This is a genomic window from Streptomyces shaanxiensis (assembly GCF_039537145.1).
Taxonomy (GTDB): Bacteria; Actinomycetota; Actinomycetes; order Streptomycetales; family Streptomycetaceae; genus Streptomyces; species Streptomyces shaanxiensis.
Genome location: NZ_BAAAZY010000027.1, coordinates 35,970 through 60,416, shown reverse-complemented (window position 1 = coordinate 60,416; position 24,447 = coordinate 35,970). Strand labels below are relative to the sequence as shown.

General features: G+C 70.5%; 24 protein-coding genes and 1 tRNA gene. 10 read left to right on the top strand and 15 right to left on the bottom strand.

Features of this window, described 5'->3' with window-relative positions; genetic code table 11:
* Nucleotides 1-45 precede the first annotated feature (45 nt).
* From ABD932_RS37655 to ABD932_RS37625, 7 genes are all read left to right on the top strand, one after another.
* Nucleotides 46-393, top strand: coding sequence for a hypothetical protein (locus ABD932_RS37655; RefSeq protein ID WP_345020123.1), 348 nt, complete (start codon nucleotides 46-48; stop codon nucleotides 391-393).
* Nucleotides 394-914: 521 nt separating this feature from the next.
* On the top strand, nucleotides 915-1,655 hold the full coding sequence (locus ABD932_RS37650; RefSeq protein WP_126393368.1) for a response regulator transcription factor: 741 nt from the start codon (nucleotides 915-917) through the stop codon (nucleotides 1,653-1,655).
* Nucleotides 1,652-3,286, top strand: coding sequence for an ATP-binding protein (locus ABD932_RS37645; RefSeq protein WP_345020121.1), 1,635 nt, complete (start codon nucleotides 1,652-1,654; stop codon nucleotides 3,284-3,286). Before ABD932_RS37650 ends, ABD932_RS37645 begins: the two co-directional genes overlap by 4 nt.
* A 14-nt stretch (nucleotides 3,287-3,300) precedes the next feature.
* Nucleotides 3,301-4,794, top strand: coding sequence for a bifunctional glycosyltransferase family 2/GtrA family protein (locus tag ABD932_RS37640; protein WP_345020119.1), 1,494 nt, complete (start codon nucleotides 3,301-3,303; stop codon nucleotides 4,792-4,794).
* The gene (locus ABD932_RS37635) at nucleotides 4,791-7,034 is read left to right on the top strand and encodes an ArnT family glycosyltransferase (RefSeq protein ID WP_345020117.1); all 2,244 of its coding nucleotides are present in this window, start codon (nucleotides 4,791-4,793) and stop codon (nucleotides 7,032-7,034) included. The genes ABD932_RS37640 and ABD932_RS37635 overlap by 4 nt, the downstream gene beginning before the upstream one ends.
* A gap of 102 nt (nucleotides 7,035-7,136) precedes the next feature.
* A complete protein-coding gene (locus ABD932_RS37630) occupies nucleotides 7,137-8,651 on the top strand; it encodes an MFS transporter (protein ID WP_345020115.1) in 1,515 nt (504 codons plus the stop codon).
* Between the two features lie 121 nt (nucleotides 8,652-8,772).
* Complete coding sequence (locus ABD932_RS37625; protein ID WP_345020113.1) at nucleotides 8,773-9,537, top strand: TetR/AcrR family transcriptional regulator; 765 nt, start codon at nucleotides 8,773-8,775, stop codon at nucleotides 9,535-9,537.
* Nucleotides 9,538-9,563: 26 nt separating this feature from the next.
* On the opposite strand, the gene ABD932_RS37620 is transcribed toward ABD932_RS37625, so the two are convergent.
* The 4 genes from ABD932_RS37620 to ABD932_RS37605 form a co-directional block, all read right to left on the bottom strand.
* Nucleotides 9,564-10,037 (bottom strand): PPOX class F420-dependent oxidoreductase, encoded by a 474-nt coding sequence (locus ABD932_RS37620; RefSeq protein ID WP_345020111.1) that lies wholly within the window; start codon nucleotides 10,035-10,037, stop codon nucleotides 9,564-9,566.
* 176 nt (nucleotides 10,038-10,213) lie between these two features.
* Nucleotides 10,214-11,038, bottom strand: coding sequence for a YceI family protein (locus ABD932_RS37615; RefSeq protein ID WP_345020109.1), 825 nt, complete (start codon nucleotides 11,036-11,038; stop codon nucleotides 10,214-10,216).
* Nucleotides 11,039-11,136: 98 nt separating this feature from the next.
* Nucleotides 11,137-13,569, bottom strand: coding sequence for an MFS transporter (locus ABD932_RS37610; RefSeq protein ID WP_486389374.1), 2,433 nt, complete (start codon nucleotides 13,567-13,569; stop codon nucleotides 11,137-11,139).
* Between the two features lie 122 nt (nucleotides 13,570-13,691).
* Nucleotides 13,692-14,141 carry a MarR family winged helix-turn-helix transcriptional regulator gene (locus ABD932_RS37605; RefSeq protein WP_345020105.1) on the bottom strand — a complete coding sequence of 150 codons (450 nt, stop codon included), beginning with the start codon at nucleotides 14,139-14,141 and terminating at the stop codon, nucleotides 13,692-13,694.
* 206 nt (nucleotides 14,142-14,347) lie between these two features.
* Between ABD932_RS37605 and ABD932_RS37600 the strand changes: the two genes are divergently transcribed.
* Entirely contained in the window at nucleotides 14,348-14,548 is a 201-nt protein-coding gene (locus tag ABD932_RS37600; protein WP_250087824.1) for a hypothetical protein, read from the top strand.
* A gap of 46 nt (nucleotides 14,549-14,594) precedes the next feature.
* Here the strand turns inward: ABD932_RS37600 and ABD932_RS37595 are convergent, their stop codons facing one another.
* The 9 genes from ABD932_RS37595 to ABD932_RS37555 all read right to left on the bottom strand — a co-directional run bounded on the left by ABD932_RS37595 (nucleotide 14,595) and on the right by ABD932_RS37555 (nucleotide 19,966).
* Nucleotides 14,595-15,344, bottom strand: coding sequence for a hypothetical protein (locus ABD932_RS37595; RefSeq protein WP_345020100.1), 750 nt, complete (start codon nucleotides 15,342-15,344; stop codon nucleotides 14,595-14,597).
* Between the two features lie 49 nt (nucleotides 15,345-15,393).
* Nucleotides 15,394-16,314, bottom strand: coding sequence for an RNA polymerase sigma factor SigF (locus ABD932_RS37590; RefSeq protein ID WP_345020098.1), 921 nt, complete (start codon nucleotides 16,312-16,314; stop codon nucleotides 15,394-15,396).
* Between the two features lie 268 nt (nucleotides 16,315-16,582).
* Nucleotides 16,583-17,467 carry an RNA polymerase sigma factor SigF gene (locus ABD932_RS37585; protein WP_345020096.1) on the bottom strand — a complete coding sequence of 295 codons (885 nt, stop codon included), beginning with the start codon at nucleotides 17,465-17,467 and terminating at the stop codon, nucleotides 16,583-16,585.
* Between the two features lie 146 nt (nucleotides 17,468-17,613).
* Nucleotides 17,614-17,907 (bottom strand): Dabb family protein, encoded by a 294-nt coding sequence (locus ABD932_RS37580; protein ID WP_126393354.1) that lies wholly within the window; start codon nucleotides 17,905-17,907, stop codon nucleotides 17,614-17,616.
* 21 nt (nucleotides 17,908-17,928) lie between these two features.
* Nucleotides 17,929-18,108: a hypothetical protein gene (locus ABD932_RS37575; RefSeq protein WP_126393353.1), complete on the bottom strand. Its 180-nt coding sequence runs from the start codon at nucleotides 18,106-18,108 to the stop codon at nucleotides 17,929-17,931.
* A gap of 152 nt (nucleotides 18,109-18,260) precedes the next feature.
* Nucleotides 18,261-18,345, bottom strand: a tRNA-Ser gene (locus ABD932_RS37570).
* Nucleotides 18,346-18,400: 55 nt separating this feature from the next.
* On the bottom strand, nucleotides 18,401-18,832 hold the full coding sequence (gene tadA, locus ABD932_RS37565) for a tRNA adenosine(34) deaminase TadA (protein WP_345020283.1): 432 nt from the start codon (nucleotides 18,830-18,832) through the stop codon (nucleotides 18,401-18,403).
* 74 nt (nucleotides 18,833-18,906) lie between these two features.
* Complete coding sequence (locus ABD932_RS37560) at nucleotides 18,907-19,437, bottom strand: tRNA adenosine deaminase-associated protein (RefSeq protein ID WP_345020281.1); 531 nt, start codon at nucleotides 19,435-19,437, stop codon at nucleotides 18,907-18,909.
* 316 nt (nucleotides 19,438-19,753) lie between these two features.
* Nucleotides 19,754-19,966, bottom strand: a complete 213-nt coding sequence (locus tag ABD932_RS37555) for a hypothetical protein (protein ID WP_345020095.1) — start codon at nucleotides 19,964-19,966, stop codon at nucleotides 19,754-19,756.
* A gap of 138 nt (nucleotides 19,967-20,104) precedes the next feature.
* On the opposite strand from ABD932_RS37555, the gene upp reads away from it, so the two are divergent.
* Nucleotides 20,105-20,740, top strand: coding sequence for a uracil phosphoribosyltransferase (gene upp, locus ABD932_RS37550; protein WP_126393350.1), 636 nt, complete (start codon nucleotides 20,105-20,107; stop codon nucleotides 20,738-20,740).
* Between the two features lie 128 nt (nucleotides 20,741-20,868).
* Here upp and ABD932_RS37545 read toward each other — a convergent pair whose 3' ends face one another.
* Both ABD932_RS37545 and ABD932_RS37540 read right to left on the bottom strand, forming a co-directional pair.
* The gene (locus tag ABD932_RS37545) at nucleotides 20,869-21,510 is read right to left on the bottom strand and encodes a LytR C-terminal domain-containing protein (protein ID WP_425587578.1); all 642 of its coding nucleotides are present in this window, start codon (nucleotides 21,508-21,510) and stop codon (nucleotides 20,869-20,871) included.
* Nucleotides 21,511-21,654: 144 nt separating this feature from the next.
* The gene (locus ABD932_RS37540) at nucleotides 21,655-21,951 is read right to left on the bottom strand and encodes a type II toxin-antitoxin system VapB family antitoxin (RefSeq protein ID WP_003999914.1); all 297 of its coding nucleotides are present in this window, start codon (nucleotides 21,949-21,951) and stop codon (nucleotides 21,655-21,657) included.
* A gap of 623 nt (nucleotides 21,952-22,574) precedes the next feature.
* Here ABD932_RS37540 and ABD932_RS37535 point away from each other — a divergent pair.
* The gene (locus ABD932_RS37535) at nucleotides 22,575-24,278 is read left to right on the top strand and encodes a helicase HerA-like domain-containing protein (RefSeq protein WP_345020092.1); all 1,704 of its coding nucleotides are present in this window, start codon (nucleotides 22,575-22,577) and stop codon (nucleotides 24,276-24,278) included.
* Nucleotides 24,279-24,447: the final 169 nt, after the last annotated feature.

Below are 24,447 nucleotides of genomic sequence, written 5' to 3'. Positions count from 1 at the left end.
AGGCGCCGCGGCGGTACCGTGACCGCGCGGAGAAAGGAGACGTGGATGGCAGGCGAGTGGCAGGGCGCGGTGGCTGAGGCCAAGGAGGCCACTGGCTTCACTGGCGACGTCGTCCAGCGCACGATCGACGGCATCGGAACCGCTCTGCGCCTCGACCACCGCGCCGACTTCTACACCGAACTGGGCACCCTCGCGGACTCCGGCGGTTTCGAGGCTTTCCTCAACCACTGGTGGACCCAGGCGCTGGCCGACTCCGCCCCCGATGAGGGTGCGCGCGAGGAGGCGATCGACTTCGCCGACGTTGCCGTGTCCCTGTTCGCGCGGGCCGTTGGGGGCCCGACGTCCACCCAGTCCGAGATTGACGCCATCATCGCTGGAGCCGGGGCCCGTTGAGCTACACGATCATCTGGGAGCGGGCCGCTTCCGAAGGCCTCAAACGGCTCCGGGCCCGGGATGGCGACGCCGTAAAGCCCCTCGTCAAGGCAATCAACGTCCTCGCTCACGACCCCGAACCCGCCGCGAGCAGCAAGCTCGGCACCACCAGCCTGAGGCGGCTGCGCGTCGGCGCCTACAGGGCGACCTACGAGATCGACGGCGGCAGCATCGCCATCAGATCCTCATGGTCGGCAGTACGGCTGCCTGACAGGGACGGGGCAGGTTCCTTACGGCGCCGGAGACCCCGGCCCGAGATCAAGGGCAGCGTTGTCCGCGACGTGAACGTGCGCTGTGTGGGCCGCCCACACCCCCGCGCTGACCTGCCAGTTCCAACAGAAGGCCTTCCACCTCCACCACCCGGCCGACAGGCCTCCCGTATCGATCACCCAAGCGCCCCCTGAGAGTCTCCTGTGCGTTTCTTAGGAGATTCACAGGTTGTGGAAAGCGTGTTCTAAGAGGGCCCCGACATTGTTTCCAGCATGACCACGACCTCGCCCCAGGGGCGCACCGAACTGCTGAGGCCGGACGGGAGCCCCGTCCGAGTGCTTGTGGTGGACGACGAGATGTCGATCACCGAACTGCTGTCCATGGCCCTTCGCTATGAAGGCTGGCAGATCCGCAGTGCGGGGGACGGCCAGGGCGCCGTCCAGACCGCGCGTGAGTTCCGGCCCGACGCCGTCGTCCTGGACATGATGCTGCCGGACATGGACGGGCTGACGGTCCTCGGGCGGCTGCGGCGGGAGCTGCCGGACGTCCCGGTGCTGTTCCTGACCGCCAAGGACGCCGTCGAGGACCGTATCGCCGGGCTCACGGCCGGTGGCGACGACTACGTCACCAAGCCGTTCAGCCTGGAGGAGGTCGTGGCCCGGCTGCGCGGGCTCATCCGGCGCTCCGGCGCGGCCGACCGACGCTCGGACTCCGTCCTCGTCGTCGGCGACCTCACCCTCGACGAGGACAGCCACGAGGTGTCGCGGGCCGGGGAGGGCATCCACCTCACCGCCACCGAGTTCGAGCTGCTGCGGTTCTTGATGCGTAATCCGCGGCGCGTGCTCAGCAAGGCCCAGATACTCGACCGGGTCTGGTCGTACGACTTCGGCGGGCAGGCCAACGTCGTCGAGCTCTACATCTCCTACCTGCGCCGGAAGATCGACGCCGGTCGCGAGCCGATGATCCACACCCGGCGCGGCGCCGGCTACCTGATCAAGCCCGCGGCGTCATGAGCGGGCGACGACGGCCGCGTACGCAGAAGAGACGGGCGGGTCAGCCGCGTACGCTGCGGACGCGGCTCGTCGTCGCGTCGGTGCTGCTGATCGCCGTGGTGTGTGCGGTGATCGGTGCGGTCACGACCATCGCGCTGCGGACCCATCTGTACGGCCAGTTGGACACCCAGCTCACCGAGGCCGTCAACCGGGCCACCGGCAAGCCGCCCGGCGACGAACCCGGCAAGAAGGACCCCGACAAGGACGACACGGTCGTCAGGACCGCGCTGCCCCTCAACCTCGAGGAGTTCGCCAAGCGCGCCAGCGGCCCGGGCTCGTCCGGCACGATCATCGCCCTGGTCCAGAACGGCAGCATCACCGATGCCAAGATCGGCCGGAAGACGGACGACAGCTCCACCGCCGACTTCGGTATGGAGGCCGACAACCTCACCGAAGCCCAGGAAGCGGCACTCAACCAGGTTGCTCAGGACGACCAGAAGCACACGGTCGACCTGGACAGCCTCGGCAGCTACCGCGTCGAGTACCGGACGACTGCCGACGGCACCCGCAGTTATTACGTCGCCATCCCCACCGAGAGCGTCGACAACACCCTCAGCACCCTCATCCTCATCGAAGCCAGCGTCACCGCCGCCGCCCTCGTGGCCGCCGGTATCGCCGGCACGGTGATCGTCGGTGTGGCCACCCGCCCCCTCCGCAGGGTCGCCGCCACGGCGACCCGCGTATCCGAACTCCCCCTCCACACCGGCGAGGTCAATCTCAGCGAACGCGTCCCCGAGTCCGAGACCGACCCGCACACCGAGGTCGGCCAGGTCGGCGCCGCGTTCAACCGCATGCTCGACCACGTCCACGGCGCCCTGCACTCCCGCCAGCAGAGCGAGACGCGGGTACGCCAGTTCGTGGCCGACGCCAGTCATGAGCTCAGGACACCCCTCGCCTCCATCCGCGGGTACGCCGAGCTGACCAGACGCGGCAGAGAAGAGGTCGGCCCCGACACCCGGCACGCGCTCGGCCGTATCGAGTCCGAGGCGGGCCGGATGACGCTGCTGGTCGAGGATCTGCTGCTGCTCGCGCGCCTCGACGCCGGACGCCCCCTCCAGTTCGAGCAGACCGACCTCATCCCGCTCGTCGTGGACACCATCAGCGACGCGTGCGCGGCCGGCATGGACCACAACTGGCGCCTCGACCTGCCCGACGAGCCCGCGCTCGTGTCCGCCGACGCGGCACGCCTGCAACAGGTCCTCGTCAACCTCCTGGGCAACGCCCGCAACCACACCCCACCCGGGACGACGGTCACGGCCCGTGTCCAGAGGCGGGGCCCGTGGCTGTGCGTGGATGTCGAGGACAACGGCCAGGGCATCCCGTCGGATCTGCTCCCGCACGTCTTCGAACGCTTCGCGCGCGGCGACTCCGCGCGCTCCCGTGCCACCGGCTCGACCGGCCTCGGCCTGGCCATCGTGCAGGCCGTGGCGACCGCGCACGGCGGTGCCGTGACCGTCGACAGCGTGCCCGGACGCACCGTGTTCACGGTGCATCTGCCGGCGCTCCCGACGCCGCCGAGCCCCGAAATGAGCTGGCAACAGCACTCACAGGCACAGCACAGCGTCACCACATGGGCGGAACAGGGCGCCTGACGAAAGTCGGCTCCATGCGAACCGACTCTTCTCCCGGCACCCTGCCGGCGCGGGAGCACCTCCCGGCCGGCGACGCCGGTACGCCTGTCCTGGACGTAGTGATCCCCGTCTACAACGAGGAGAAGGACCTCCAGCCGTGTGTGCTGAGACTGCGTGATCACCTCAAGCGCACGTTCCCGTACGCGTTCCGCATCACCATCGCGGACAACGCGTCGACGGACACCACCCCCCAGGTGTCCCAGCGGCTGGAGGCGGAGCTCCCGGAGGTCAGGGCCTTCCGGCTGGAGCAGAAGGGGCGCGGCCGGGCGCTGCGGGCCGTCTGGTCCGCCTCGGACGCCCCGATCCTCGCCTACATGGACGTGGACCTGTCCACCGACCTCAACGCGCTCCTCCCCCTGGTGGCGCCGCTGATCTCGGGTCACTCGGACCTCGCGATCGGTTCCCGTCTCTCCCGCTCCTCGCGCGTGGTGCGCGGGGCGAAGCGGGAGTTCATCAGCCGCTCGTACAACCTCATCCTGCGCGGCTCGCTCCAGGCCCGCTTCTCGGACGCCCAGTGTGGCTTCAAGGCCATCCGGCGCGATGTCGCGCAGGTGCTGCTGCCGCTGATCGAGGACACCGGCTGGTTCTTCGACACCGAGATGCTCGTCCTCGCCGAGCGGGCCGGGCTCCGTATCCACGAAGTCCCCGTCGACTGGGTCGACGACCCCAACTCCACGGTCCACATCGTGAAGACGGCGACCGACGACCTCAAGGGTGTGTGGCGGGTCGGCAAGGCCCTCGCCTCCGGCGCTCTGCCGCTGGACCGGCTCACCCGCCCCTTCGGTGACGACCCCCGCGACCGCGACGTCCAGGACGTCCCCCGGGGCCTGGCCCGCCAACTCGTCGGCTTCTGTGTCGTCGGCGGCCTGTCCACCCTCTTCTACCTGCTCCTCTACAGCGGCTTCCGGGTCTTCACCGGTTCGCAGATCGCCAACGCGCTCGCCCTCCTGGTCTCCGCGATCGCCAACACGGCGGCCAACCGGCGTCTGACCTTCGGGGTGCGCGGCCGCGGTGGCGCCGTACGGCACCAGGCGCAGGGCCTGGTCGTCTTCGGCATCGGCCTCGCCCTGACCAGCGGTTCGCTCGCCGCCCTCAACGCGGCCAGCAGCAACCCGGCGCACTCCACCGAACTCGCGGTCCTGATCGCCGCCAACCTCGCGGCGACCGTGCTCCGCTTCCTGCTCTTCCGGGCGTGGGTGTTCCCGGACCGACGCGATACCGACTCGACGGTCGTCGCCTCGGACCTGCCGGGCCCCGACCCGTCCTCGCCGAGCTACTCCATGGCCGGGCAGCCCGCTGCCCACTACGGCCCGCTCCCGCAGCGCCCGGTGGCGCAGGGCGCGCCGCACCACACGGACGAAACCGCACAGTTCCGCGCCGGTGAAGCCGCGGACGGCACCTGGCGGGACACCACCGTGCGACTGCAGCCGGTGCGCCCGCACAACACCGACCCGAGGGACTCCCGATGACCATCCACTACGACCGGACGACGACACAGGGCAGAGGCACGAGCCCCGGCGCCTGGGGGCGCCCCCCGGCACCTCCGTCCGCCGCCACACCGGCCCCCGACTCCGGTGAACCCAAGCAGCCCTTCGTACGGCGGCTGTGGCGCGGCCGCCCCGAGGACCCGCGCTGGGCCCGCCCGGCCTTCCTCGGCCTGCTCCTCGCCACCCTCGCCCTCTACCTCTACAACCTGAGCGCCTCCGGCTACGCCAACTCCTTCTACTCGGCGGCCGTCCAGGCCGGCAGCCAGTCCTGGAAGGCCTTCTTCTTCGGCTCCCTGGACGCGGCCAACGCCATCACCGTCGACAAGCCGCCGGCCTCCCTGTGGCCGATGGCCCTGTCGGTGCGGCTGTTCGGGCTCAGCTCGTTCGCGATCCTGCTGCCCGAGGTCCTCATGGGCGTCGGCACGGTGGCCGTGGTCCACGCGGCCGTGCGCCGCCGGTTCAGCCCCGCGGCCGGCCTGATCGCGGGCGCCGTGCTCGCGCTCATCCCCGTCGCGGCGCTGATGTTCCGGTTCAACAACCCGGACGCGATGCTGGCCCTGCTGATGGCCGTGGCCTGCTACTTCGTCATCCGGGGTCTGGAGGACGGCCGTACCAAGTGGCTCGTGTGGGCCGGTGTCGCGATCGGCTTCGCGTTCCTCGCCAAGACCCTGCAGGCCTTCCTGATCCTGCCGCCGCTCGCGATCGTGTACGCGGTCTGCGCGCCGGTGTCGGTGAAGAAGCGGATCGGTCAGCTGGCCGCGGGCCTGGTCGCGATCGTCGTCTCCGGCGGCTGGTGGGTCGCGATCGTCGAGCTGTGGCCCGCCTCCTCCCGCCCGTACATCGGCGGCTCGCAGAACAACTCCTTCCTGGAGCTGACCTTCGGCTACAACGGCCTCGGCCGGCTCAACGGTGAGGAGACCGGCAGCGTCGGCGGCGGTGGCGGCGGCAACGGCGGCGGCAACTGGGGCGAGACCGGCTGGGACCGGCTGTTCAGCTCCAGCATCGGCGGCCAGATCTCCTGGCTGATCCCGGCCGCGCTGATCCTGCTGGTCGCGGGTCTGGTGGCCACGCGCAAGGCGCGCCGTACGTCGGTGACCCGCGGTTCGTTCCTGGTCTGGGGCGGCGCGCTGATCACGACCATGCTGGTCTTCAGCTACATGCAGGGCATCTTCCACGAGTACTACACGGTGGCCCTCGCCCCGTACATCGCCCCGCTGATCGGCATGGGCGCGGCGCTGCTCTGGGAGAAGCGCGACACGGCGTGGGCGTCGCTGAGCCTCGCGGCCGCGATGACGGCCACCGCGGTCTGGGGCTACGTCCTGCTCAACCGCTCCACCGACTACCTGCCCTGGCTGAAGTGGCTCGTCCTGGTCGGCGGTCTGGCCGCCGCGCTGGGCCTGATCTTCGCCTCCAAGCTGGGGCGTCAACTGACCATGGCCGTCGTCGGGTTGGGCCTCACCGCAGCGCTGGCCGGCCCGACCGCGTACACCCTCACCACGGTGAACGAGGGCCACACCGGCTCGATCGTCACCGCCGGTCCGGCGGTCGCGGGCGGCCGGGGCGGCCCGGGTGGCGGAGGCGGCGGCATGGGCGGCGGTCCCGGTGGGGGCGGCATGCCGGGCCAGAACCAGCAGGGCCAGCAGGGCCAGCAGAACGGCAACGGCTTCCCCGGTGGCGGTATGCCGGGTCAGCAGGGGCAGAACAACCAGCAGGGTCAGCAGAACGGCAACGGCAACACCCAGGGCCAGGGCCAGGGCCAGAACCAGGGCCAGAACCAGCAGGGCGGCATGCCCGGCGGTGGTCAGATGGGCGACGGCGGCGGCATGGGTCGCGGTGGTGGCATGGGCGGCCTGCTCAACGGCGCCAGCGTCAGCGACGAGGCCAAGGCGCTGCTGGAGAAGAACGCCGGTGACTACACCTGGGCGGCCGCGGCCATCGGCGCCCAGAACGCGGCGAGCTACCAGCTCTCCACCGGCGACCCGGTGATGGCGATCGGCGGCTTCAACGGCACCGACCCGTCCCCGACGCCGGCCGAGTTCAAGAAGTACGTGGAGGACGGCAAGATCCACTACTTCATCGCCAGTGGCAGCGGCGGCGGCATGGGTGGCAGCAGCGACGGCACCTCCTCGCAGATCAGCTCCTGGGTCCAGGAGAACTTCGAGTCGGTGACGGTCGACGGCACGACGTTCTACGACCTGACGCAGCCCAAGAGCGCCGGCTGACGGCAGCTGACGGTCTCTGGTGAGGGGGCGGTGGCTCGGTCCACCGCCCCCTCTTCGTATCTCCGTTGTACGCCGTATAGGAAGTGTTCTACGGTGTACAGCATGACGACGTCCCCCCAGGAACAGGCCCCGGCCCAGCCGGAGCCCCAGCCGCAGCCCCAGTCACCGGGCGGTCACCCCCAACGCTGGCTGATCCTCGGTGTCATCTGTCTCGCGCAGCTCACCGTGCTGCTCGACAACACGATCCTGAACGTGGCGATCCCCTCGCTCACCAGCGAACTGGGCGCCGCCACCTCGGACATCCAGTGGATGATCAACGCGTACTCACTGGTGCAGTCCGGTCTGCTGCTGACCGCGGGCAGCGCCGCCGACCGCTACGGCCGCAAGAAGATGCTGGCCGTGGGCCTCGTCCTGTTCGGCGTCGGCTCGCTGGTGGCCGGACTGGCGGACAGCTCCGGGCAACTGATCGCCGCCCGGGCCGGCATGGGCATCGGCGGCGCACTGCTGATGACCACCACACTCGCCGTCGCGATGCAGATCTTCACGCTGGAGGAGCAGCCGAAGGCGATCGGCATCTGGGCGGCCGTGAACTCGCTGGGCTTCGCGACCGGACCGCTCCTCGGCGGCTTCATGCTGGACCACTTCTGGTGGGGGGCGATCTTCCTGATCAATCTGCCGGTCGCGGCGCTCGCCCTGGTGGCGGTCGTCATCCTGGTCCCGGAGTCGAAGAACCCGCAGGGCGACCGACCCGACCTCCTCGGCGCCGTGCTCTCCACGATCGGCATGTCCTCCCTGGTCTTCGCGATCATCTCCGGCCCCGAGCACGGCTGGACGTCCGGCAGGGTGCTGGCGTCGGCGGCCGTCGCGGTCGTGGTGCTGGCCGGCTTCGCGTACTGGGAGAGCCGGATCCCGTATCCCATGCTCGACATGCACTTCTTCAGGAACCGCCGGTTCACGGGAGCGGTGGCCGGCGCGGTGCTGATCGCCTTCGGCATGGGCGGATCGCTCTTCCTGCTCACCCAGCACATGCAGTTCGTGCTCGGGTACGGCCCCCTGGAGGCGGGGCTGCGCACGGCGCCGCTGGCGTTGATGATCGTCGCCCTGAACTTCACCGGAGTGGCGGCGAAGTGGTCGGGCAAGCTCGGGACACCCGTCGCCATCGGGCTGGGCATGACGGCCATGGCCGCCGGCCTCGTCTCGATCGCCACGCTCACCGAGCACGGGTATCCGGGCACGCTGCTCGGGCTGGTCCTCATCGGCGTGGGCGCCGCGATCGCCAGCCCGGCGATGGCCCACGCGATCATGAGCGCGATCCCGCCGGAGAAAGCCGGCGTCGGCGCCGGTATCAACGGCACGGTGGCGGAGTTCGGGCAGGGCTTGGGCGTCGCGGTGCTGGGCGCTGTGCTGAACTCGCGGTTCGCGGCGTTGATTCCGGTGGCGGCGAGTTCCCTGCCGGGGGCGTTGGCGGCGGCGGGGTCGGCGGAGGAGAAGGGACGCATCACCGATGCGTTCGCCTCCGGGTTGGAGACCAGCCAGTTGGTGGGGGCGGGGGCTGTGCTGGCCGGAGGGTTGGTGGCGGCGGGTCTGCTGCGCAGGGCTGAGCGGGCCGGCGCCTAGGAGCTCGGGGCGCTGGGTAGTTGTGCGACTGCGGGCCTCATTGTGGCTGGTCGCGCAGTTCCCCGCGCCCCATTGGGGGCGCTTAGCATGACCAGCATCAGAACGTCGAGGAAGGTGCGCCATGGCCAGGGCAGCCGGGGAGTCCGCGCGGACCAGCGTCTGGCTGGAGGGCAAGGAACGCCGAAGCGGACGCGGCGGGGGACAGCCCTCCGGCCTGGACCGTGACCGCATCACCGCCACCACGGTCCGGCTGCTGGACGCCGAGGGGCTGGCCAAGTTCTCCATGCGGCGGCTGGCGGCCGAGCTGAACGTGACCGCGATGTCCGTCTACTGGTACGTCGACACCAAGGACGACCTCCTCGAACTCGCCCTGGACACCGCCTTCGGCGAACTGACGCTGCCCGACCCGGAGGCCGACGAGGACTGGCGGGACCAGCTGCGCGCGCTGGCCCGCATGTACCGCGACCTGCTGGTCCGCCACCCGTGGCTGTCGCCGCTGATCGGCACCTACGTCAACATCGGCCCGAACAGCCTCGCCTTCTCCCGCCTGGTCCAGCGCATCATCCGCAAGACCGGGCTGCCCGCGCACGGCCTCGTGGCCGCCATCTCCGCCGTCTTCCAGTTCGTGTACGGCTTCGGCACGATCGAGGGCCATTTCATCGCCCGCAGCGCGGCCTTCGGCATGACCCCCGACGACTACTTCCAGCACGCCATGAGCACGGTGACGCAGTCCCCGGAGGCCGCCGACATCGTCCAGGAGTCGGCCGAACTGATGGAGGCGCGGGGCGGCGACACGGTCGAGGAGATGTGGCAGCGGGACTTCGAGTTCGCCCTGGACCTGTTGGTGGCGGGCATCGAGGCGATGGTGGAGCGCAGCGCCTCTTGAGGGGCGCGGGGCTGTGTCGACAGGTCTCAGGCGTCACCCTCGACAAGCCGCGCAGGAAACCCACCCGTAGCCACCGGCCCCCACTTCTCCGGCGTCACCCGAATGATCGACTTCCCCTGCTTCACCATCGCCGCCCGGTACTCGTCCCAGTCCGGATGCTCCCCGGCGATGTTCCGGTAGTACTCGACGAGCGGCTCCACGGAATCCGGCGAGTCGATGACCTCCGCCGTCCCCTCGACCTGCACCCAGGGCCCGTTCCAGTCGTCACTCAGCACGAGCAGGCTGACCCGCGAGTCCCGCTTCGCATTCCGCGTCTTGGCCCGCTCGGGATACGTGGAGACCACGATCCGCCCCGAATCATCGACCCCGCAGGTCAACGGCGAGGCCTGCGGGCTGCCGTCGGCCCGCCGGGTCAGCAGGATGGCGCGATGACGGGGCCGTACGAAGTCGAGCAACTCTTCGAGCGAGACGCGGGTGTTGGTCGCGATGTTCGGTGCCATGGGCTCAGCGTAGGCGCTGGGCGTCCGTCTCAGCGTGACCCTGCCGTGCGTAGCCTTGCGGCGGCCTCGCTCGCAGCACTACGAGTCGACGGCACCGACTACTCGTACTTGGCCACAAGCCACGTTGCCGTGCCGGGCACGCTCCACGTCAGAACAAGCAGTCCTGCCCCGCAGCGTCACGCCTGAGGGAGCCCTTCCCCCTGCACCGCCTGAACATCCAACTCCACCTTCAACGTCGTCCCGATGGCCGCGATCCCCGCCTGCACCACCTGGTTGTAGTTCATCGCGAAGTCGTCCCGGTGCAGTTCCGCCGTCGCCCGGAACGCCGCCCGTGTCCCGCCCCACGGATCGGCTCCCGTGCCGAGGTAGGACAGGTTCAGGTCCACGGGCCGTACGACGCCGTGCATGCCGAGCTCGCCGTGCACCGTCCAGCGGTCGGAGCCGGCGGCAGCCGTGACGCCCGTCGAGCGGTAGGTGATCTCGGGGTACTTCTCCACGTCCAGGAAGTCCGGCGACTTCAGGTGCCCGTCCCGCATGGCGTTGCCCGTGTCGATCGAGTCGGCCCTGATGACCGCCTCCACCCGGGACTTGGTGACGTCGTCGGGCGCGATCTCGACGGCTCCCGTGAACTCCGTGAAACGCCCCCGGACGCTGGAGATGCCCAGGTGCTGGGCGACGGCGGCCACGGACGAGTGCGCCGGGTCGATGGTCCACGGCCCCGGCGGCGGCAGTTCCGTGCCGCCCTGGCGGGCCAGCGTCACCGTGCCGACCTCGGCCCGGCCGCTCGCCGTCACGATCGCGCTCGCGGCGGCGGGGGCGTATCCGACGGCGGTCACGATGACGGTGTACGCCCCCGCCGCCAGCGGCATCGCGTCCCGTACGGCTCCCTCCGCGTCCGCCTCGGCCCGCAGCACCTGCGTCCCGGTCATGTCGGTCACCGTGACGACCGCGTGCGACACGGCCCATCCGTCCCGGGTACGGATCCTCGCGGTCAGTCCCATCTCACGTACTCCTCACAAGCTCAAAAGAAACCGGCCCGTGGCGGGCGGCACCGCCTCCGCTCAGAGCGCGCGCCGCCTCACCACGGGCCGGGGCCCGACTACTCGCCGGGGTGGGCGAGTTCGATGTCGTGGTCGTCGGCGCCGCGGCCGGTGACCGTCAGGGCGGTGGCCACCGGCGGGTAGCCCGTCGCGATGACCGTGTACTCGCCGCCGTCCAGGTCGGTGAAGGCGTACGCCCCGTCCGCGCCGGTGGTGGCGGTGCCGACGACGTTGCCCGCCGCGTCGACCAGCGTCACCCGCGCGTCGGCCAGCGGACCGTGCGGCGCCCGTACGACGCCCTGGACCTGGGCGCCGGCGTCGAGGTCCACCTCGATCCGGGTCACCCCCGTGCCGCCGATCTCGACGGGCAGGGCGCGCGGCCGGAACCCGGCGGCGTTCACCGCGACGGTCACGGCACCCGGCACCAGCTCGGCGAAGCCGAACTCGCCCTGCTCACCGGTGGCGGCGGTGGCCAGCAGGTCGCCGCGGACATCGGTGACGATCACCATGGCGTCCTTGACCGGCAGCGCGCTCCCCGCGGCCCGGACCAGACCGGTCAGGCCGCTCGTGCCGCTGAGCAGGATGTCGTACGCCACCGGCTCGTCGCCGCCCACCACGATCGTGGACGCCTGCGGCTGGAAGCCGTCGGCGGAGGCGATCAGGACGTACGAGCCCGCGCCCGGCGCGTCCACGGCGTACGCACCGTCGGCCTGCGCCACCGACCGGCCCAGCTGCCGTCCGGCCAGCGAGATCAGCGTGACCGCCGCCTGCGGCACCGGCGCGCTCTCGGCGCCCCGCACGAAGCCGCGCACCGGGACACCACCGGACGAACCGGCGGGCTCCTCGGGCCGTGCCACCGTGGCGACGGCGGCGAGCTTCTGGGTGCCGTCGGGAGCGGCCTGGGTGTCGGAGGAGGTGACGGCCCAGCTCGGGACCCTCTCCTGCGCGGCGGCCGGCGCCGGAACCTCGGCGGCCTCCGGAGTCTCCGGCTCGGCGGCCTGCGCCAGGGCACCCTTCGTCTTCAACGGGACCTCCTTGATGAACAGGGCGAACAGGAGGGCGAGGAAGGCGATCGGCGCGGCGTAGAGGAACACGTCCGCTACGCCGTGGCCGTACGCGCTCTCGATGACCGTGCGGACGGGCGCGGGCAGTGCGTCGAGGTCGGGGATTTCGCCGTGGCCGGAGGAGCCCTGCACGCCGAGCTTGGTCAGGCCCTCCTCGGCGTAGTGCGTGATGCGGTGGCTGAGGACCGCGCCCAGGGCCGAGACGCCCATGGCGCCGCCGAGGGAGCGGAAGAAGTTCACCACCGAGCTGGCGGCGCCCAGGTCGCTCGGGTCCACCTGGTTCTGCGTGGCCAGGACCAGGTTCTGCATCATCATGCCGACGCCGAGACCCAGCAGGGCCATGAAGATCGCGACGTGCCAGTACTCGGTGTCGTAGCGGATCGTGCCCAGCAGGCCGAGGCCCGCCGTCACCAGCACACCGCCGGCCAGCAGCCACGCCTTCCAGCGGCCGGTGCGGGTGATGACCTGGCCGGAGACGGTCGAGGAGATGAACAGGCCGACGATCATCGGGATCGTCAGGACGCCGGACATGGTCGGCGACTCGTTGCGGGCCAGCTGGAAGTACTGGCTGAAGAAGATCGTGCCCGCGAACATCGCGATGCCGACGAAGAGCGAGGCCAGCGAGGCGAGGGTGATGGTGCGGTTGCGGAACAGCCGCAGGGGGATGATCGGCTCGCTCGCCTTGGTCTCGACGAAGACGAAGATCAGCAGGAGCGCCAGCGCGCCACCCGTCATCGCGCCGGTCTGCCAGGACAGCCAGTCGTACTTGTCACCGGCGAAGGTCACCCAGACCAGCAGCAGGCAGACCGCCGCGGTGATGAAGAAGGCGCCCGCCCAGTCGACCTTGACCTTCCGCCTGACGACCGGGAGGTGCAGGGTGCGCTGCAGCACGACGAGCGCGATCACGGCGAAGGGCACGCCCACGTAGAAGCACCAGCGCCAGCCCAGCCAGTCGGTGTCGGTGATGACACCGCCGATCAGCGGGCCGCCGACCATCGCGGTGGCGAACGTGGCGCCGAGGTAGCCGTTGTACCGGCCGCGCTCACGCGGGGAGATCATCGCGGCCAGGATGATCTGGGCCAGCGAGGAGAGCCCGCCCATGCCGATGCCCTGCACGGCACGGAACGTGATGAGCATGGCCGGGTTCTGGGAGAGACCGGCCGCCGCGGACCCGGCGACGAAGATGACGAGGGCCAGCTGTATGAGCAGCTTCTTGGAGAAGAGGTCGGCGAGCTTGCCCCACAGCGGTGTGGACGCGGTCATCGCCAGCAGCGACGCGGTCACCACCCAGGTATAGGCGCTCTGGCCGCCGCCGAGGTCCTTGATGATGTCGGGCAGGGCGTTGGAGACGATCGTCGACGACAGGATCGCCACGAACATGCCGAGCAGCAGCCCGGTCAGCGCTTCCATGATCTGCCGGTGCGACATCGGAGCGCCGTGGGCGGACGGGCCTCCTGAATGCTTGGCGTGGGCCCGCACACCGGCTGGTGTGGTCGTTGCCATGGGCTTCCTTCTCTTACTGGCTCGCCGGCTCTGTGGCTCGGGGGCTGTTACTGAGTGATCGCGGGTGTACGGAAGTCGTCGAAACTGGCCCTCAGCCGGGCCATGAGCCGGGTGAGCTGGGCGACCTCTTCGTCGGTCCAGTCGCTCAGCCGCTCGGCGAGCAGCTGCGCGGTCCGCCGGGACATCTCCCGGAGGCGGTCCTCACCGGCCGGGGTGAGGTGCAGGATGCGGCTGCGTTTGTCCGCCGGGTCGGGGGAGCGCCTGATCCAGCCGCGCGCGGCGACGTGGGCGACATGGCGACTGGTCACCGACATGTCCACGGCGAGCAGCTCGGCGAGCTTGCTCATGCGCATCTCTCCGTGGCGGGCCAGCAACGTCAGTACGGCGGCGGAAGCCGCGGGGCAGTCGGACGGCAGCGTCCGTCCCATCTCCCGCTTCACGACGCCGAAGGCGCTGAACTGGCGGACCAGCTCCTCGTACTGCGCCTGCTCGGCCATCACACCTCCCGTATTTGTTGCTTTGGGCAACCATAGAAGCGATTGGTTGCTACAGGCAAATAAATGGAGGGGTGTGAGCCGCAAAAACTTGGCAAAGGCAAGTATTGCGACCGTAAATGTGCAGGTGGGGTGGGTCCTGTGACCCCCTGTGCAGGGGCGGGGTCCGCACTTGGGCCGAACGGGCGGATTCGCTAGGGTCTCAGGCCATGGCTAACACCCAGGGCCCCCAGGGCAACCACGACCCCGCAGGCAGCACCCAGATGTTCCGCGCGTTCGTCGACGAGGGCCCGCAGGGCGGTCGGCAGCAGGCCGCCTCCTCCGGCGGCCCCCGCATCGGCCTGATCCTCGGCATCGTCGCCGCCGTGGCGGTCCTTGCGGCGGTGGCCTATCTGGCGTTCGGCAAGTAGGGCTTACGGCTCCTGCTCCCCTCGGGCGTAAGGGCCCTACAGGCCCCTACTCCCACCGGACGGTGACGTCCCGCGTCTCGATGTGCATGCCCAGCGGCACGCGCCAGGCGTCGACGCACACCGTCCAGGTCCTCTCCTTGCGCGCGCCGGCCCCGATCGGCGCCGGGAGCTCCTCCGTCGACTCCACCGTCGCCCAGTCGATGCCGAGGGCGCCGATGATGTGGGTGCCGAAGGTGACGGTGCCCGAGCGTATGGCGGTGCCGCCGGAGTTGTGGAAGTCGAGAGTCACCTTTTCGCACCAGCGTTTGTCCGTGGGCTCCCGTACGGGGTCGCTCACGGCCAGCCTCGCGGGCGCCGGCGGTGTCGCGGCCGCCGGGGGTGCGGGTGAACTGCCGGGCGGGGCGGCGGAGTCGGCCGGTGTGCCCGCGGGTTCGCTGGTGTCGCTCGGGAGTTGTGCCGGGCTCTCCGTTCCGTCGGAGGCGGGCGGCGCCTGACTCCCGTCCCGCTCGGCGGAGTTGCCCGAAGTGGCCACAGATCCACGGGCTCCGCCGGTGCCTCCGTCATCACTGCTTGCCGGTCCGTCGAGCGGCACCAGCGTCACCTCGCCCGTCGGCCGGGCCGCCGGACCGGACACCCTCGGCGGACCGCCCGCCGCACCCGTCGCGACGTACCCCTCGCCACCCCCACCGCCCCCGCACGCGGCCAGTACCCCGCCCAGACAGACGACGGCCGCCGACGCGCCGATCAGGGCGCACCGACGGCCATGTGTCCATGTCGTCCATGGTGAGCGAAGCATCGGGCCATGGTGGCTGACGCTCCGTCAAATATGAAGGGGGCGGAAGGGGTCAGTCGGAGATGAGGCCCTCGCGCAGCTGCGCCAGCGTCCGGGTCAGCAGTCGGGAGACGTGCATCTGGGAGATGCCGACCTCCTCGCCGATCTGCGACTGGGTCATGTTGGCGAAGAAGCGCAGCATGATGATCCGCCGCTCGCGGGGCGGGAGTTTGGCCAGCAGCGGCTTGAGGGACTCGCGGTACTCGACGCCCTCGAGAGCGGTGTCCTCGTAGCCGAGGCGGTCGGCCAGGGAGCCCTCGCCGCCGTCGTCCTCCGGGGCCGGGGAGTCCAGCGAGGAGGCCGTGTAGGCGTTGCCGACCGCGAGGCCGTCGACGACGTCCTCCTCGGACACGCCCAGCACGGCGGCGAGTTCGGTCACCGTCGGGGAGCGGTCCAGCTTCTGGGAGAGCTCGTCGCTGGCCTTGGTGAGGGCCAGGCGCAGCTCCTGCAGACGGCGCGGGACGCGCACCGACCAGGACGTGTCGCGGAAGAACCGCTTGATCTCGCCGACCACCGTCGGCATCGCGAACGTCGGGAACTCCACGCCCCGTTCGCAGTCGAAGCGGTCGATCGCCTTGATCAGGCCGATGGTGCCGACCTGGACGATGTCCTCCATCGGCTCGTTGCGCGAGCGGAAGCGGGCGGCCGCGTAGCGCACGAGGGGGAGGTTGAGCTCGATCAGGGTGTCCCGGACGTATGCACGCTCGGGGCTGTTCTCGTCCAGGGCGGCGAGCCGCAGGAACAGGGAGCGGGACAGGGTGCGGGTGTCGATGTCCCCCGAGACCGGCACGGCCGGGACATCAGTTGCCGGGAGGGCCGGGGCCTCGGCGGCCGCCAGGGCCGTCACATCATCGATGGGGCCGAGCGCGGCGTCGGGCGCGGACTCGCTCTTCGTGAGCGTGAGCACCTTCGAGCTGCCCTGGTCTGCGGACATGCCACCCCCTTTGGGTCGCGGGACGGTCGAGGCGAACGCTCCGATCGAGGAACGCCAACCTTCACCTGAATACCGGAGCCGAGGCCACGGCAAACGCGCTTCCCGAAGAATGTCACATGTCGGCAACACGCTGTAGTGACATGTCGACATGTGAGACTTGAATCCGCCCTGGATAAACGGGGTCTGACGGTTTTTCATCGCAGAACTGTCGGGATCCGCCCTGGTGAGCGATTCGCTCGTGCCGGTTACCCGTCGATCCTGTTTGCGGTTACGCGTCGATCCGGTTCGCCGAACGCAGCCGCTGGAAGCTACGCGCGAGTAGCCTCGAAACGTGCATCTGGGAGACCCCGAGTTCCGCACTGATTTGCGACTGGGTGAGGTTGCTGTAGTAGCGCAGGAGAAGGATTCTCTGCTCGCGTTCGGGGAGTTGCACCAGCAGGTGCCGGACCAGATCCCGGTGCTCGACGCCGTCCAGGGCCGGGTCCTCGTAGCCCAGCCGGTCCAGCAGCCCGGGCAGCCCGTCGCCCTCCTGCGCGGCCTCCAGCGAGGTGGCGTGGTACGACCGCCCCGCCTCGATGCAGGACAGCACCTCGTCCTCGGTGATGCGCAGCCGCTCGGCGATCTCGGCGGTGGTGGGGGTGCGCCCGAAGGTGGTCGTCAGGTCCTCGGTCGCGCTGTTGACCTGGACCCACAGCTCGTGCAGCCGGCGCGGTACGTGGACCGTGCGGACGTTGTCGCGGAAGTACCGCTTGATCTCGCCGACGACGGTCGGCATCGCGAACGTCGGGAACTGCACGCCCCGATCGGGGTCGAAGCGGTCGATGGCGTTGATGAGCCCGATGGTGCCGACCTGGATCACGTCCTCCATGGGCTCGTTGCGGGAGCGAAAACGGGCGGCCGCATAGCGCACGAGCGGGAGGTTCGCCTCGATGAGCGCCCCGCGCACGCGGTTGTGCTCCGGCGTGCCCGGCTGCAACTCCTTGAGCTCGCCGAAGAGCACCTGGGTGAGCGCCCGGGTGTCGGCTCCGCGGCTCCGGGGCGGCGCGGCCGCGGGGGTGTCCTCCTGGCTGGGTGCTTGGGGGCCGGGAGCCTGGGAGCTCGGGGCTTGAGGCGCAGTACTGGCCGGCACGGTCAACTCCACCTCGTGATCCATCAACTCATCGGTCAAAAGCGGTCATAGCATCACAAGACAGTTCATTGTGTTCAAGTACCGCATAATCCCGTGTTGGGGATGGATCAGTGCGCAAGACACGCGAAAGCCCCCCGCCGTTCCGGCGGAGGGCTCTGGCGCACACAGGCTCAGTATTCGTAGTCCGCGATCACCCAGGTGGCGAACTCCCGCCACAGGGTGACGCCCGCCTGGTGCTCGGGGTGCTCCGCGTACGTCCGCAGGGCGGCCGGGTCCTCGAAGGCGGAGTTGATGGCGAAGTCGTAGGCGATGGGGCGGTCGCTGATGTTCCAGCCGAGTTCCCAGTGCCGGATCTCGGCGATCTTTCCCTCGAGCGAACGGAAGGCCTCGACACCCTCCACGACCCGCGGGTCGTCGCGCTCGACGCCCTCGTTGAGCTTGAAGAGGACCAGGTGGCGGATCATGGGTACTCCCTGGGTCAGGCCCTAGCTGTCGCCCCCGTTGGCGATCCACGTCATGAAGTCGCCGATGGCCTTGGCGGCGTCCGATATGCCCTCGAACCCTACCTGCACGTAGTCGGCGGCCTTGGCCGGGTCCGTGATGATCACGTAGAGCAAGAAGACCACGAGCACATAGACGGCGACCTTCTTCGAATTCACCGCCATCGCGGCCTCCCCTACGCCTGCTGTGTCTGGTGTGCCGAATGAGTCGAAAGAGCCGAAAGGGCCCCCAGTTACCGGCGGTGAGTGTAACCTCCGCACCTCTCCGGAGATCAACAGCACGAAGGGCCCCGTCTGTCGACGGGGCCCTTCTTCAGCGGTAGCGGAGGGATTTGAACCCTCGGTGACTTGCGCCACACTCGCTTTCGAGGCGAGCTCCTTCGGCCGCTCGGACACGCTACCGAGGGAGACCTTACAGCACGGTGGGCCCTGCTCCGAAATCGGTATTCGGGGCCGGTCACCTGTCCCGGAAGAAGTCCGTGAGGAGGCGGGCGCACTCCTCGGCCAGCACGCCCTCGATCACCTCGGGGCGATGGTTGAGCCGCCGGTCGCGTACGACGTCCCAGAGGGAGCCCGCCGCGCCGGCCTTCTCGTCCCGGGCGCCGTAGACGACCCGGTCCACCCGGGACTGCACGAGGGCGCCCGCGCACATCGTGCAGGGCTCCAGCGTGACGACGAGCGTGCAGCCGGACAGCCGCCACTCGCCGACCTCGGCCGCCGCCCGCCGGATCGCGAGGACCTCGGCGTGAGCGGTCGGATCGCCGTTCGCCTCGCGCTCGTTGTGGCCGACGCCGAGCACGGTCGTACCGTCCGCGGCCAGCACGACGGCGCCGACGGGGACGTCGCCGCCCCGCACGGCCAGTCCGGCCTCGTCCAGGGCGAGCCGCATCGCGGCCCGCCAGCGGTCGCGTACGGGGTCGGGCGCCGCAGGCACCCCGGGCACCGACCCCTGGTCGAACGAGGTCAGCGGACGGTCTCCAGCACCTCCGAGGCGCCCAGCGCCTCGGCGATCGACCCGAGCGCGTCCTCGGCGTCCAGGGCCTTCAGCTCCTTCTCGCTGACGCCGAGGTCGTCGAGGATCTCGCTGTCGCCGACGGGGCTGTGCGGGACCGCCTCGGCCCCGCCGCCGTCCTCTTCGTCGTCCGAGTCGCCGTCGGGCTCCTCGGTGCCGTCGAGGTCCAGGGAGTCCAGGTCGGCGCTGTCGTCGCCGGGCTCCCTGCCGAGCAGTTCGTCGGTGAGCAGGATCTCGCCGTAACTGCTGCGGGCAGCGGCGGCGGCGTCCGAGACGTAGATACGAGGGTCGTCCTCGCCGTCGATCCGGACGACGCCGAACCAGGCGTCCTCCTGCTCGATGAGCACCAGCACCGTGTCGTCCTCGGGAGAGGCTTCACGGGCCAGTTCGGCCAGATCCGACAGGGTCTCCACATCGTCGAGCTCTGTGTCGCTCGCTTCCCACCCGTCTTCGGTGCGCGCGAGCAGTGCGGCGAAGTACACCGTGACTCTCCCACTGGTCATAGGCGTGCCGGTTGGGCTTCCCCCCGGCGGAGGTTGCGGGCGGGGAGGCTCGGGGTCCGAGCCCCACCCACTCGGAATCGTGGCAGAAACAAGGCGTTCAGGGGACGTCTTCGGCACCCTGTGTCCGGCAGTTTTGATCGCGTTGGCCCGAGGGGGTCCGCGAGCGCGTCCGTAAAGGACTCACCAGCGCACTCGTTGCCGCCACCTGCGGATCGTACGCGGCTTTTCCGGCTGTCCACGCACGCCCGCCGCTCCAACGCCCCCGAGAGCCGCGGATCTTCCCCTGCGGCTCGCCCTACCAGCGGAACGTTCGCATGCGCATCGCGTGCCGCAGGCGGGCCGCCTTGGCGCGGCGCGGCTGCACGCGGTCCCGCAGTTCGCGGGCCTCGGCGAGCTCCCGCAGGAACTGGGCGCGGCGCCTGCGGCGCGCGGCGTCGGTCTCCGACTGCGTGTCCCGCGTGTCCTGCGTGTCCTGTGTGGGATCCGCTGGGGACTCAGGATCGGGCATAGGGTCACCACCCCCGGTACGTCCCTCCCACTTTCCCTCCGATGGGCGGTTTGATGCCAGGGCAAGGGTCAAGTGATGGCCTATGGCTTGCTGCGTGTGAGGGCGCTGGGCCTATCCGGCCCGGTTAATGTTGTGGACATGCGTCTCCACGTCGTCGACCACCCCCTGGTCGCTCACAAGCTCACCACGCTGCGCGACCAGCGCACCGACTCTCCGACCTTCCGTCGGCTCGCCGACGAACTGGTCACCCTGCTCGCCTACGAGGCCACGCGGGACGTGCGCACCGAAGCGGTCGACATCACGACCCCGGTCACCGACACCACCGGCGTCAGGCTCTCCCACCCGCGCCCGCTGGTGGTGCCGATCCTGCGGGCCGGCCTCGGCATGCTGGACGGCATGGTCCGGCTGCTGCCGACCGCCGAGGTGGGCTTCCTGGGCATGATCCGCAACGAGGAGACGCTCGAGGCGTCCACGTACGCCACGCGCATGCCGGAGGACCTCTCCGGGCGTCAGGTGTACGTCCTGGACCCCATGCTCGCGACGGGTGGCACGCTGGTCGCGGCGATCCGGGAGCTGATCAAGCGCGGGGCGGACGATGTGACGGCCGTGGTGCTGCTGGCCGCGCCCGAGGGCGTCGAGCTGATGGAGCGGGAGCTGGCGGGGACGCCGGTGACGGTGGTGACGGCGGCGGTCGACGACCACCTCAACGAGCACGGGTACATCGTGCCTGGGCTGGGGGATGCCGGGGACCGGCTTTACGGCGCGGCCGAGTAAGGCGGTCCGGAACGCCTCTTCGTCGCAGGGGTGCGGATGTGGGGCGGCTGAGGGGCCGTTGTGGCTGGTGGCGCCCCCGCGGCGGGGCCGCACATTCGATACGGCCCCGCGCCCGTCATCGGCGTTGCTCAGCAGCTCTTCTCTGATGTGCCGGACGTCGGCTCGGGCTTGGCCAGCGCGGCCAGTGCCTTGTCGGCGTCCGCCTTCTTCGTCAGGCCCTTGAAGGCCGTGCCGATGATCAGGTCGACGTCCTTGCCCTTGCGGGCGGCGTCGGTGCGGCGCTCGGCCGCGGTGAGCTGGGTGGCGAGGACGGGCAGCGAGGTGGTCTCCGACGCGCCCGGGCCGAGCAGTATCCCGGTGCCCTTGACCTTCTTGTCGAACTCCTTGGTCGCGTTGCCCACGTCGCCGATCTTGAAGCCGCGCTTCTTCAGCTCGTCCGCCGTCTGCTTGGCGAGCCCGCTTCGGGTGGTGGCGTTGAAGACGTTGACGGTGATCCCGCCCGGCTCGGGCAGCGGCGCCGTGGCGGTGGCAGAGGGGGTCACCTTGCTCTCGCAGTCGGCCTTCGCGCCGGCTGCCGAAGCCTTTCTGCCGTTGCCCGTGAAGACGTCGATGAGCTGCAGGGTTCCCCAGCCGATCATGCCGAGCACGGCGACGGAGGCGACGGCCATGACCACGAGCCTGCCGCGCCGCCGGGGACGGCGCATCCGCGGGTACTTGTTCCCCCTGATCCGGTACCGGCCGCCCATGCCCGGGGGAGTCAGCATGCTCATGGGCGCAGCGTAGTGCGCCCGAGCGGCCCTGCCTACCAGATGATCATTCGATACCGCTCAGTCCAACCCGAAAGGGCCAAAGGTTGACGCGCGGAAGCGCCGGCCGGGCTCGTGCGGGCTCGGCCGGGGCGGGGGGGCGGTTCGTCAGTCCAGTTCCAGGACTCTCGCATGCAGCACCTGACGCTGCTGCAGCGCCGCGCGCACGGCGCGGTGGAGGCCGTCCTCCAGATACAGGTCGCCCTGCCACTTCACGACATGCGCGAAGAGGTCGCCGTAGAACGTCGAGTCCTCGGCGAGCAGCGTTTCCAGATCGAGCTGACCCTTGGTCGTCACGAGCTGATCGAGGCGGACCGGGCGCGGCGCGACGTCCGCCCACTGCCGGGTGCTTTCCCGGCCGTGGTCGGGGTACGGCCGGCCGTTTCCGATGCGCTTGAAGATCACACGGAAAGCCTACCGGTCAAGACGTTCCGGGCGCAGCCATGGCGACGGAGTGCGACGCTGGAAAAGCTTGGGCAAATCCGGGCGAAGCGGCGAGGTGTGAGGGAACCGTGGCCGGATCGGAAGCCGCAACGGACCTGAACGGAAGCGGGCGTGGCGGCCGGAGCCGAACCGAACGTACGTCGGAACGGGTGGTGGATCGGCGGTCCGCAGGCACCCGGAGCGGGGTCGCTCGGCCGGCGGAAGGGTGGTCGCCCGGGCGGCGGAGCGGGGGTCGGTGCGGTGGTCCGGGCGGCGGCCCGGGTGGCGGTCGGCGGTGTCGGTGTGGCGGTCGGAAGGTGGTCGGTGGGTGGTCGGCTCGGTCGGCGGGCGGGTGGGGCCGGAGTCGGCGGTGAGCCGGGCACGCGGTGGCACACAGGCCGACGGACTGGACCGGAGGTCGCGCCGGGGCAGGAGCCGGCCGCCGGCGCGTGGGCTGGGCGGGCGGCCGCAGCGCGGACCCTGCGGTGGGCCGCGGTACAGGCACCCGCGTCGGCCCATGGCCGGTGGCCGCACGTCCGAGCGGCTTCCGGGAGCCGCTCGGCGCACAGGACGCATATCGGAGCTGAAGCGGGCGGAGGCCTGACATGAGGGATCGAGAGAGCACGCCCAAGGGCGGTTCCGGGACCGTGCCGCAGACCGCTGCCCCGGAGGCGCGTGGCAGTGCTCCCGCGCTTCCGCAGGAGGCGCTGGAGATCGCCGCCGGGTACGCGTTCACCGGGCCCGCCCTCGACCTGGGCGCCCTGCTCTGGGAGGGGCGGTGCCTGCCCGACGCGCAGATCCGGATCCCGCTGAGCGTGCTCAACCGGCACGGCCTGGTCGCGGGCGCCACCGGCACCGGCAAGACCAAGACGCTCCAGCTGATCGCCGAGCAGCTGTCGGCGCAGGGCGTGCCGGTGTTCCTGGCGGACGTCAAGGGCGACCTCTCCGGGATCGCGGCGCCGGGGCAGTCGAACGACAAGGTGCGGTCGCGCGTCGCCGAGGTGCACCAGCAGTGGGCGGGGACCGGCTTCCCCGCCGAGTTCTACGCGCTCGGCGGCATCGGCCGCGGCATCCCCGTACGCGCCACGATCACCAGCTTCGGCCCCGTCCTGCTGGCCAAGGTCCTCCGGCTCAACCAGACCCAGGAGCAGTCGCTCGGCCTGATCTTCCACTACGCCGACACCAAGGGCCTGGAGTTGGTCGACCTCAAGGACCTCAGAGCCGTCGTCGCCTTCCTCACCTCCGACGAGGGGCGGACGGAACTGAAGAACATCGGTGGGCTCTCGACCGCCACGGCCGGGGTGATCCTGCGGTCCCTCACCGCGTTCGAGGCGCAGGGCATGGCGGATTTCTTCGGGGAGCCGGAGTTCGACACGAGCGAGTTCCTGCGGACGGCGGCGGACGGGCGTGGCGTCGTGTCGGTCCTCGAACTGGCCGCAGTGCAGGACCGGCCGCAGCTGTTCTCGACCTTCCTGATGTGGCTGCTCGCGGATCTGTTCCACGACCTGCCGGAGGTCGGCGACGCCGACAGGCCCAAGCTGGTCTTCTTCTTCGACGAGGCGCATCTGCTGTTCGACGACGCGTCCGAGGCGTTCCTGGACTCGATCACCCAGACCGTGCGTCTCATTCGCTCGAAAGGGGTCGGCGTCTTCTTCGTGACGCAGACCCCGAAGGACGTACCCGCCGAGGTGCTGGGCCAGCTCGGCAACCGTGTCCAGCACGCGCTGCGCGCGTTCACACCGGACGATCAGAAGGCGCTCAGTGCGACGGTGAGGACCTTCCCCAACTCGGCGTACGACCTGGAGGAACTCCTCACCGGCCTCGGTACCGGCGAGGCCGTGGTGACCGTGCTGAGCGAGAAGGGCGCTCCGACGCCGGTCGCCGCGACCCGGCTGCGGGCGCCCGAGTCGCTGATGGGGCCGATCGAGGCGGACGCGCTGGAGCAGGCGGTGACGGCGTCCGGGCTGTACGGCCGATATGCACAGGCTGTGGACAGGGAGTCGGCGTACGAGAGGCTGCAGGCGTCCCGCGGGGCGAAGGGGCCGGACGAGATGCGCGGCGCGAAGGGACCCGACGAGATGCGCGAGGCCGTGGCCGCCGGGGAGCGGAAGGCCGGGGAGCGCGGGGCCGGGGAGCGGGGGCCCGGCGCGCGCAGGGCCGGGCAGAAGGCCGAACAGAAGGAGCAGGCCTCGGTCGTCGAGCAGGTCGTCGGGAGCGGCATGTTCAAGTCCCTGGCTCGGTCGATCGGTACACAGATCGGGCGTGAGATCACCCGGTCGATCTTCGGGACGGCGCGGCGGAGGCGGTAGCCAGGCGGGGGGGCGGCGGAGGTGGCGGTTCTCGGGGCGGTACCTGGTGAGGGGACAGGTCTTCGGAGCGGCACCGGCCGAGGCGGCAGGTCGTCGGGGCGGCGCGGGTGGACGTGGCAGGTCGGCGGCGGCGCGGCGGAGGGCCGGGCGGCGGGGGGAGTCCGGTCTC

Bases quoted from the DNA above. Each gene is read 5' to 3' on its own strand.
- ABD932_RS37655 (WP_345020123.1), top strand. From the start codon at position 46: ATGGCAGGCGAGTGGCAGGGCGCGGTGGCTGAGGCCAAGGAGGCCACT.
- ABD932_RS37650 (WP_126393368.1), top strand. From the start codon at position 915: ATGACCACGACCTCGCCCCAGGGGCGCACCGAACTGCTGAGGCCGGAC.
- ABD932_RS37645 (WP_345020121.1), top strand. From the start codon at position 1,652: ATGAGCGGGCGACGACGGCCGCGTACGCAGAAGAGACGGGCGGGTCAG.
- ABD932_RS37640 (WP_345020119.1), top strand. From the start codon at position 3,301: ATGCGAACCGACTCTTCTCCCGGCACCCTGCCGGCGCGGGAGCACCTC.
- ABD932_RS37635 (WP_345020117.1), top strand. From the start codon at position 4,791: ATGACCATCCACTACGACCGGACGACGACACAGGGCAGAGGCACGAGC.
- ABD932_RS37630 (WP_345020115.1), top strand. From the start codon at position 7,137: ATGACGACGTCCCCCCAGGAACAGGCCCCGGCCCAGCCGGAGCCCCAG.
- ABD932_RS37625 (WP_345020113.1), top strand. From the start codon at position 8,773: ATGGCCAGGGCAGCCGGGGAGTCCGCGCGGACCAGCGTCTGGCTGGAG.
- ABD932_RS37620 (WP_345020111.1), bottom strand. From the start codon at position 10,037: ATGGCACCGAACATCGCGACCAACACCCGCGTCTCGCTCGAAGAGTTG.
- ABD932_RS37615 (WP_345020109.1), bottom strand. From the start codon at position 11,038: ATGGGACTGACCGCGAGGATCCGTACCCGGGACGGATGGGCCGTGTCG.
- ABD932_RS37610 (WP_486389374.1), bottom strand. From the start codon at position 13,569: ATGTCGCACCGGCAGATCATGGAAGCGCTGACCGGGCTGCTGCTCGGC.
- ABD932_RS37605 (WP_345020105.1), bottom strand. From the start codon at position 14,141: ATGGCCGAGCAGGCGCAGTACGAGGAGCTGGTCCGCCAGTTCAGCGCC.
- ABD932_RS37600 (WP_250087824.1), top strand. From the start codon at position 14,348: ATGGCTAACACCCAGGGCCCCCAGGGCAACCACGACCCCGCAGGCAGC.
- ABD932_RS37595 (WP_345020100.1), bottom strand. From the start codon at position 15,344: ATGCTTCGCTCACCATGGACGACATGGACACATGGCCGTCGGTGCGCC.
- ABD932_RS37590 (WP_345020098.1), bottom strand. From the start codon at position 16,314: ATGTCCGCAGACCAGGGCAGCTCGAAGGTGCTCACGCTCACGAAGAGC.
- ABD932_RS37585 (WP_345020096.1), bottom strand. From the start codon at position 17,467: ATGGATCACGAGGTGGAGTTGACCGTGCCGGCCAGTACTGCGCCTCAA.
- ABD932_RS37580 (WP_126393354.1), bottom strand. From the start codon at position 17,907: ATGATCCGCCACCTGGTCCTCTTCAAGCTCAACGAGGGCGTCGAGCGC.
- ABD932_RS37575 (WP_126393353.1), bottom strand. From the start codon at position 18,108: ATGGCGGTGAATTCGAAGAAGGTCGCCGTCTATGTGCTCGTGGTCTTC.
- tadA (WP_345020283.1), bottom strand. From the start codon at position 18,832: ATGCGGCTCGCCCTGGACGAGGCCGGACTGGCCGTGCGGGGCGGCGAC.
- ABD932_RS37555 (WP_345020095.1), bottom strand. From the start codon at position 19,966: ATGCCCGATCCTGAGTCCCCAGCGGATCCCACACAGGACACGCAGGAC.
- upp (WP_126393350.1), top strand. From the start codon at position 20,105: ATGCGTCTCCACGTCGTCGACCACCCCCTGGTCGCTCACAAGCTCACC.
- ABD932_RS37545 (WP_425587578.1), bottom strand. From the start codon at position 21,510: ATGAGCATGCTGACTCCCCCGGGCATGGGCGGCCGGTACCGGATCAGG.
- ABD932_RS37535 (WP_345020092.1), top strand. From the start codon at position 22,575: ATGAGGGATCGAGAGAGCACGCCCAAGGGCGGTTCCGGGACCGTGCCG.